6 protein-coding genes and 1 pseudogene are annotated in these 7,177 nt (G+C 71.7%); all 7 read left to right on the top strand.

Going from position 1 to position 7,177, the window contains the following annotated elements; all coding sequences use genetic code 11:
• Positions 1–182 precede the first annotated feature (182 nt).
• Positions 183–1,076 (top strand): annotated as a pseudogene (locus AWC24_RS22785) (hypothetical protein); the annotation flags it as partial.
• Positions 1,053–2,102 carry an HAD-IIA family hydrolase gene (locus tag AWC24_RS22780; RefSeq protein WP_272937703.1) on the top strand — a complete coding sequence of 350 codons (1,050 nt, stop codon included), beginning with the start codon at positions 1,053–1,055 and terminating at the stop codon, positions 2,100–2,102. The pseudogene AWC24_RS22785 and the gene AWC24_RS22780, both read left to right, overlap by 24 nt.
• Positions 2,103–2,130: 28 nt before the next feature.
• On the top strand, positions 2,131–2,316 hold the full coding sequence (locus tag AWC24_RS01335; RefSeq protein WP_085081707.1) for a hypothetical protein: 186 nt from the start codon (positions 2,131–2,133) through the stop codon (positions 2,314–2,316).
• 8 nt (positions 2,317–2,324) lie between these two features.
• On the top strand, positions 2,325–3,134 hold the full coding sequence (locus tag AWC24_RS01330; RefSeq protein ID WP_085081706.1) for a TlyA family RNA methyltransferase: 810 nt from the start codon (positions 2,325–2,327) through the stop codon (positions 3,132–3,134).
• The gene (locus AWC24_RS01325; RefSeq protein WP_085081705.1) at positions 3,131–4,063 is read left to right on the top strand and encodes an NAD kinase; all 933 of its coding nucleotides are present in this window, start codon (positions 3,131–3,133) and stop codon (positions 4,061–4,063) included. Before AWC24_RS01330 ends, AWC24_RS01325 begins: the two co-directional genes overlap by 4 nt.
• Positions 4,064–4,078: 15 nt before the next feature.
• Positions 4,079–5,902 (top strand): DNA repair protein RecN, encoded by a 1,824-nt coding sequence (gene recN / locus AWC24_RS01320; RefSeq protein WP_085081704.1) that lies wholly within the window; start codon positions 4,079–4,081, stop codon positions 5,900–5,902.
• 85 nt (positions 5,903–5,987) lie between these two features.
• Complete coding sequence (steA, locus tag AWC24_RS01315; RefSeq protein WP_085081703.1) at positions 5,988–7,169, top strand: putative cytokinetic ring protein SteA; 1,182 nt, start codon at positions 5,988–5,990, stop codon at positions 7,167–7,169.
• The last annotated feature ends 8 nt before the right edge of the window (positions 7,170–7,177 follow it).

Here is a 7,177-nt window from a genome sequence, read left to right as displayed (position 1 = left end):
GTGGAAAAGTAGGACACCGCCGAACACAACATAAAGCCCTGTGGCCCCCAAAACAATTGGGGGCCACAGGCATTTCCAACAGCCCGAGCCGAAGCGCGTGACCAGAGCTCGGATCGGTGCAGTAGCCGGACTACTAGCGGCGGGCCGTATCCTTACACGAGGTTTTACGGTGAAAGGTTTCCGTGGTCGACAACAGAGCAAGTGGCGGACGTGGTCAGTCGCGCGGAGGCGCCGGACGTGACCAGCGCGGTCCGCAGCAACGACGGGGAGCCGGTGACCAGCGGCGCACACCCAGCGGTGACCAGCGGCGCACGCCCCGCGGCGCCGGACCGGATCGGGACCGTCGCAGCCAGCCGCGGCGTGACCACGACGGAGGCGCACGGCCGCCACGTGCCGCCGCTGCGGAACCGGTTGCGCGCTACGACGATCCGCCGCTTCCGGCCGGGATCGAGCCCAAGCAACTGGCGCCGGAGGTGCGCCGGGAACTGAGCACGCTGAACCGGGCCACCGCCGACGGCGTCGCCTGTCATCTGGTGGCCGCCGGCATGCTGCTCGACGACGACCCGCAGGCGGCCCTTCGGCATGCCCGGGCCGCCCGGTCCCGCTCGACGCGGATCACTGCGGTCCGCGAAGCGGTCGGCATCGCCGCCTACCACTGCGGCGACTGGGCGCAGGCGCTGGCCGAGTTGCGGGCGGCACGGCGCATGGGCAGCAAGTCCGCGCTGTTGCCGCTGATCGCCGACTGTGAGCGCGGCATGGGCCGGCCGCAGCGGGCGATCGAACTGGCCGCCGGCGACGAGGCCGCCCAGCTGGAAGGCGATGAGGCCGACGAACTGCGGATCGTCGTCGCCGGCGCCCGCGCCGACCTGGGTCAGCTGGAGCAGGCGCTGACGGTGCTCTCCACCCCGGCAGTCGATCCCGACCGCACCGGGTCGACGGTGGCGCGGTTGCACTATGCGCGTGCCGAGACGCTGGTGGCGCTGGGGCGCGAGTCCGAGGCGGTGGAATGGTTCCTGCGGGCAGCCGCTGCCGACACCGACGGAGTGACCGACATCGAGGACCGGATCGCCGAGCTCGGTGGTAGCGGGGCCCTGGCCGCCGAATATGACTGTCTGCTACTGGATCTCGACGGCACGGTGTTCCGGGGCGGCGAGCCCACCGTCGGCGCCGTCGAAACCCTCGCGGAACTGCCGAGCCGCGCCCTGTTCATCACCAACAATTCCTCGCGCGGCGCCGACGAGGTCGCAGCGCACCTGAACCAGCTGGGCTTCACCGCCGCCGCCGAGGATGTCGCCACCAGCGCCCAGATCGCCGCGCACCTGCTGGCCGAGCAGCTGCCCGCCGGGTCCCGCGTGCTGGTGGTGGGCACCGAATCACTGGCCGCTGAGATCGCCGCCGCCGGCCTGGAACCGGTGCGGCTGGCCTCCGATGAGCCGGCCGCGGTGGTTCAGGGGTTGTCCACCGAGACCGGCTGGGCGGATCTGGCCGAGGCGGCGCTGGCGATCCGGGCTGGCGCGCTGTGGATGACCACCAACGTCGACAAGACACTGCCGTCGGAACGCGGCCTGCTGCCCGGCAACGGCTCGATGGTGGCCGCGCTGCGGGCCGCGACCGACGCCGAACCGCAGGTGGCCGGCAAGCCCGGCCCGGCGCTGCTCACCGAGGCGCTGACCCGCGGCGCGTTCTACGCGCCGCTCGTGGTCGGCGACCGGCTGGACACCGACATCGCCGCCGCCAACGCCGCCGCGCTGCCCAGCTTGATGGTGCTCACCGGCGTCAACTCGGCGCGTGATGCGGTCGGCGCGGTCGCCGAGCAGCGGCCCACCTACATCGGCCACGACCTGCGGGCCGTGCATCTCGACGCCGACGGGCTGGCGATCGGCCCGCAACCGCAGTGGCAGATCAGCGTGGACGGTACGACGCTCACGGTGGCCGCGGCGCAGCCCGAGGAAGATGACTCCGATGGCCTGTCGATCGTGCGGGCCGTGGCCGCTGCGGTCGCCGAGGCCGACCTGGCCGGGCGCCCGTTCACCGTCGAGTCCGCCGATGACACCGCCGGGCAGGCCCTGCAACACTGGTGCTTGCTCGGCACCTGGCCCTGAGGGGAATCGGCTAGCGTTGGTGGCACCCATGAACAGTGAGATTGATGACGTCCGGGACCGCATCGCGGCCTTGCTGGCCGAGCTGCCCGGGGAAGCCGAGCTGGCCGAGCTACCGGCTCAAGGTGATCTCGGTGATCTGCAAGCCTTGGCGCAGCGCCTCGAGGAGGCGCACGAGGTGTTGGTCGCCGCCCTGGAGTCGGTGGAGAAGGGCTGAGAGCAGCGATGTCGCGGCGCGCGCGTGTTGACGCCGAACTGGTCCGGCGCGGACTGGCGCGATCCCGCCAGCAGGCCGCCGAATTGATCGGCGCCGGCAAGGTCACCATCGACGGCATCCCCGCCGTCAAACCGGCGACCGCCGTGACGCTCTCGGCAGCCCTGGCAGTCGCCGACGACGGCGAACGCAGTTGGGTCTCGCGCGGGGCGCACAAGCTGATCGGGGCGCTGGACACCTTCCGGATCGCCGTGGCCGACCGGCGGTGCCTGGACGCGGGCGCCTCGACCGGCGGGTTCACCGAAGTGCTGCTGGACCGGGGCGCGGCCCGGGTGGTCGCAGTCGATGTCGGCTACGGCCAGTTGGCCTGGTCGCTGCGCACCGATCCCCGCGTCGTCGTGGTCGAACGCACCAACGTCCGCGGGCTGACGCCGGAGATCGTCGGCGGGCCCGCCGAATTGATCGTCGCCGACCTGTCGTTCATCTCGCTGGCCACCGTGTTGCCCGCGCTGGCTGGCTGCGCGTCACCCGACGCCGATATGGTTCCGATGGTGAAGCCGCAGTTCGAGGTGGGACGAGCGCAGGTGGGCGCCGGCGGGGTGGTGTCGGAGCCGCGCCTGCGCGCCGACGCGGTGCTGTCGGTGGCGCATTGCGCGGCCGGGCTCGGCTGGGGCACCGTGGGGGTCACCGCCAGTCCGCTGCCCGGGCCGTCGGGCAACGTCGAATACTTTCTGCATCTGCGCGCCGCCGCCGCCGCACCGCTGAGCGGTGACACGCTGGAGGCAGCTGTCCAGGATGCCGTCGCGAAGGGACCCCAGTGAATAGCGGGAACGGCGAACGCACCGTTCTGTTGGTGGTGCACACCGGGCGGGAAGAGGCCACCGACACCGCCCGCCGGGTCGAGAAGGTGCTGGGCGACCACGGCATAACCCTGCGGGTGCTGACCGCCGAGGCCGTCGACAAGGGCTCGCTGCACCTGGCGCCCGACGACATGCGCGACCTCGGTGTCGAGATCGACGTGGTGGACCCGGACAACCGGGCCGCCGAGGGTTGCGAGCTGGTGCTGGTGCTCGGCGGCGACGGCAGCTTCCTGCGGGCCGCCGAACTGGCCCGCACCGCCGACATCCCGGTGCTGGGGGTCAACCTCGGCCGGATCGGGTTCCTGGCCGAGGCCGAGGCCGACCACATCGACGGGGTCCTCGACCACGTCATCGCCCGCGACTACCGGGTCGAGGACCGGATGACCCTCGACGTCGTGGTGCGCGCCGGCGGAGAGATCGTCGGCAGCGGATGGGCGCTCAACGAGGCCAGCATGGAAAAGGGGCCCCGGCTGGGCGTCCTCGGTGTCGTCGTCGAGGTGGACGGCAGGCCGGTGTCGACGTTCGGCTGCGACGGCGTGCTGGTGTCGACACCGACCGGCTCGACCGCCTATGCGTTCTCCGCGGGCGGGCCGGTGCTCTGGCCCGACCTGGACGCCATCCTGGTGGTGCCCAACAACGCGCACGCGCTGTTCGCCCGGCCGATGGTGACCAGCCCCGACTCGACGATTGCGATCGAGGTGGAAAGCGACGGGCACAACGCGCTGGTGTTCTGCGACGGCCGCCGCAAGATGCTGGTGCCGGCCGGCGGGCGGCTCGAGGTGCAGCGCGGCGGCAAGCCGGTCAAGTGGGCGCGGCTGGGCAGCTCCCCGTTCACCGACCGGCTGGTGCGCAAATTCCGGCTGCCGGTGACCGGCTGGCGGGGACAGTGACGACGGTGCCGGCCGTTGCTTACTGAGATCCGCATCGAGTCGCTGGGCGCGATCCAGGCGGCGACCGCCGAATTCGACCGCGGCCTGACCGTGCTCACCGGGGAGACCGGCACCGGCAAGACGATGGTCGTCACCGGCCTGCACCTGCTCGGCGGTGCCCGCGCCGACGCCAACCGGGTGCGCTCCGGGGCCGCCCGCGCGGTGGTGGAAGGCCGGTTCTGCACCGCCGATCTGGCACCGGCCTCGGCCACACAGATCGACGAGATCCTGGAATCCTCCGGCGCCGAGCGTGACGAGGACGGCAGCGTGATCGCGGCCCGTTCGGTCAGCCGCGACGGGCCGTCGCGCGCCTACCTGGGTGGTCGCGGGGTGCCCGCCAAGTCGCTGAGTGGGTTCACCGGCGGGCTGCTGACCCTGCACGGCCAGAACGACCAGTTGCGGCTGATGCGCCCCGACGAACAGCGCGGCGCGCTGGACCGGTTCGCCGCGGTCGGCGCCCGGCTGGAGCGCTACCGCAGCGCGCGGGAAGCCTGGCTGTCGGCGCGGCGTGACCTCATCGACCGCCGCAACCGGGCCCGGGAACTGGCCCAGGAAGCCGACCGGCTCGCCTTCGCGCTGCGCGAGATCGACGACGTCGACCCGCGCCCCGGTGAGGACGACGCGCTGACCGTCGAGATCCGCCGGCTCTCCGAACTCGACGCACTGCGCGCCGCGGCCGCCGGGGCCCGGGCGGCCCTGGCCGGCGGTATCGGGGATGAAGCCGACGCGCTCGCCGCGGCCGACGGGCCGACCTCGGCGACCGACCGGCTCGGGCAGGCGCGAACGGCGTTGACCGCCACCGACGACACCGCCCTGCAGGCGCTGGGCGACCAACTCGGCGAGGCGCTCACGGTGGTCGGCGACGTGGCCCGCGAACTGGGCGGTTACCTCGACGAGCTGCCCACCGGCGCCGACGCGCTGGACGCCAAGCTGGCACGGCAGGCCGAGCTGCGTTCGCTGACCCGCAAGTACGCCGCCGACATCGACGGAGTGCTGGCATGGGCGGCCGGGTCGCGTGACCGGCTGGCCCAACTCGACGTCTCCGAAGAAACCCTGGCGGCGCTGGCCGATCGCGTCGACGAACTCGGCGAGCGGGTGGTCAAGACCGCCACCGATCTCAGTGCCGCGCGCAGCAAAGCGGCCGGCTCGCTGGCCAAGGCGGTCAGCGCCGAGCTGTCCGGGCTGGCGATGGCCGACGCCGAGTTCACCGTCGGGGTGCACCACAGCCCGGCCGCCGACGACGACCCGGCCGCCCTGCGGCTGCCCTCGGGACAGCTCGTGCACGCCGGCTCCGACGGCATCGACGACGTCGAGTTCGGGCTGGCCGCCCATCGGGGCATGACGGTGCTGCCGCTGGCCAAGAGCGCCTCGGGAGGCGAGCTGTCCCGGGTGATGCTGGCACTGGAGGTGGTGCTGGCCACCTCGGCCCTGTCCGCGTCGTCGCGCGACTCGGTGGGCACCACGATGGTTTTCGACGAGGTTGACGCCGGCGTCGGCGGCCGCGCGGCGGTGCAGATCGGGCGGCGGCTGGCGCGGTTGGCCCGCACCCACCAGGTCATCGTGGTGACCCACCTGCCTCAGGTGGCCGCCTACGCCGACGTGCACCTGATGGTGGAGCCCACCGGCAGTAACGGCGCCAGCGGGGTGTGCCGGCTGACCGATGAGGACCGGGTCGGCGAACTGGCCAGGATGCTGGCCGGCCTGGGGGAGACCGACACCGCCCGGGCGCACGCGCGGGAGTTGCTGGACGCTGCCCGAGACGATCGGGACGCAGACCGCGACGGACCAGCCACCGTGTGACAACTGTGACGTAATTGAACTTCTGGGGCTATTGTTACGGCGCGCCTCCCGGGTTTTCCGTGGTATCGAGGACAGAATCGCCGCCATGAAGATGTCTGCGCTGCTGTCTCGTAACACCTCCCGGCCCGGTGTCATCGGCACGGCCCGGGTTGATCACGACATCGACCGACTGCTGCGGCGGGTCGGCCCCGGCGACATCGTGGTGCTCGACATCCTGGATCTGGACCGGATCACCGCCGACGCCTTGGTGGAGGCCGAGATCGCCGGCGTCGTCAACGCCTCGGCATCCATCTCCGGCCGCTACCCCAACCTCGGGCCCGAGGTACTGGTCGCCAACGGCGTCACGCTGATCGACGAAGCCGGGCCCACCGTGTTCAAGAAGATCCGCGACGGCGCCAAAATCCGGTTGCACAACGGCGCCGTCTACTCCGGTGACCGGCGACTGGCCCGAGGCGTCGAGCGCAGCGACGTCGAGATCGCCGACCTGATGCTGGAGGCCAAGAGCGGGCTGGTGGCGCACCTGGAGTCCTTCGCCGGCAACACCATCGAGTTCATCCGCAGCGAGAGCCCGCTGCTGATCGACGGGATCGGGATCCCCGAGATCGATGTCGATCTGCGGCGCCGGCACGTGGTACTGGTCGGTGACGAACCCGACGCCGCCGACGACCTGAAATGCCTCAAGCCGTTCATCAAGGAGTACCAGCCGGTGCTGATCGGCATCGGCTCCGGCGCCGACGTGCTGCGCAAGGCCGGCTACCGGCCGCAGCTGATCGTCGGCGACCCCGATCAGATGAGCGCCGAGGTGCTGCGGTGCGGATCGCAGGTGGTGCTGCCCGCCGACGCAGACGGCCACGCGCCGGGGCTCGAGCGCATCCAGGACCTCGGTGTCGGCGCGATGACGTTCCCGGCCGCCGGGTCCGCGATGGACCTGGCCTTGCTGCTGGCCGATCATCACGGCGCGGCGCTGCTCGTGACGGCCGGGCACACCGCCAACATCGAGACGTTCTTCGACCGGACCCGCCAGCTGACGAATCCGTCGATGTTCCTGACCCGCCTCAAGGTCGGCGAGAAGCTGGTGGCCGCTCGCGCGGTCGCCACGCTGTACCGCAGCCGGATCTCCGCCGGTGCGATCGCGCTGCTGGTGCTGTCGATGCTGCTGGCGATCATCGTCGCGCTCTGGGTGTCGCAGACCGATGCCCTGGTGCTCGAGTGGCTCAGCAACTACTGGCACGACCTGTCGCAGTGGCTGCGGCACTGGGTGACGTAACAGGATCG

Origin of the sequence: Mycolicibacter senuensis (genome assembly GCF_002101885.1) — a bacterium.
GTDB lineage: Bacteria > Actinomycetota > Actinomycetes > Mycobacteriales > Mycobacteriaceae > Mycobacterium > Mycobacterium senuense.
Note: the sequence above shows the minus strand (reverse complement) of the source record. Positions and strands in the feature narration are given on the sequence as shown.

Bases quoted from the DNA above. Each gene is read 5' to 3' on its own strand.
- steA (WP_085081703.1), top strand. From the start codon at position 5,988: ATGAAGATGTCTGCGCTGCTGTCTCGTAACACCTCCCGGCCCGGTGTC.
- AWC24_RS01330 (WP_085081706.1), top strand. From the start codon at position 2,325: ATGTCGCGGCGCGCGCGTGTTGACGCCGAACTGGTCCGGCGCGGACTG.
- AWC24_RS01335 (WP_085081707.1), top strand. From the start codon at position 2,131: ATGAACAGTGAGATTGATGACGTCCGGGACCGCATCGCGGCCTTGCTG.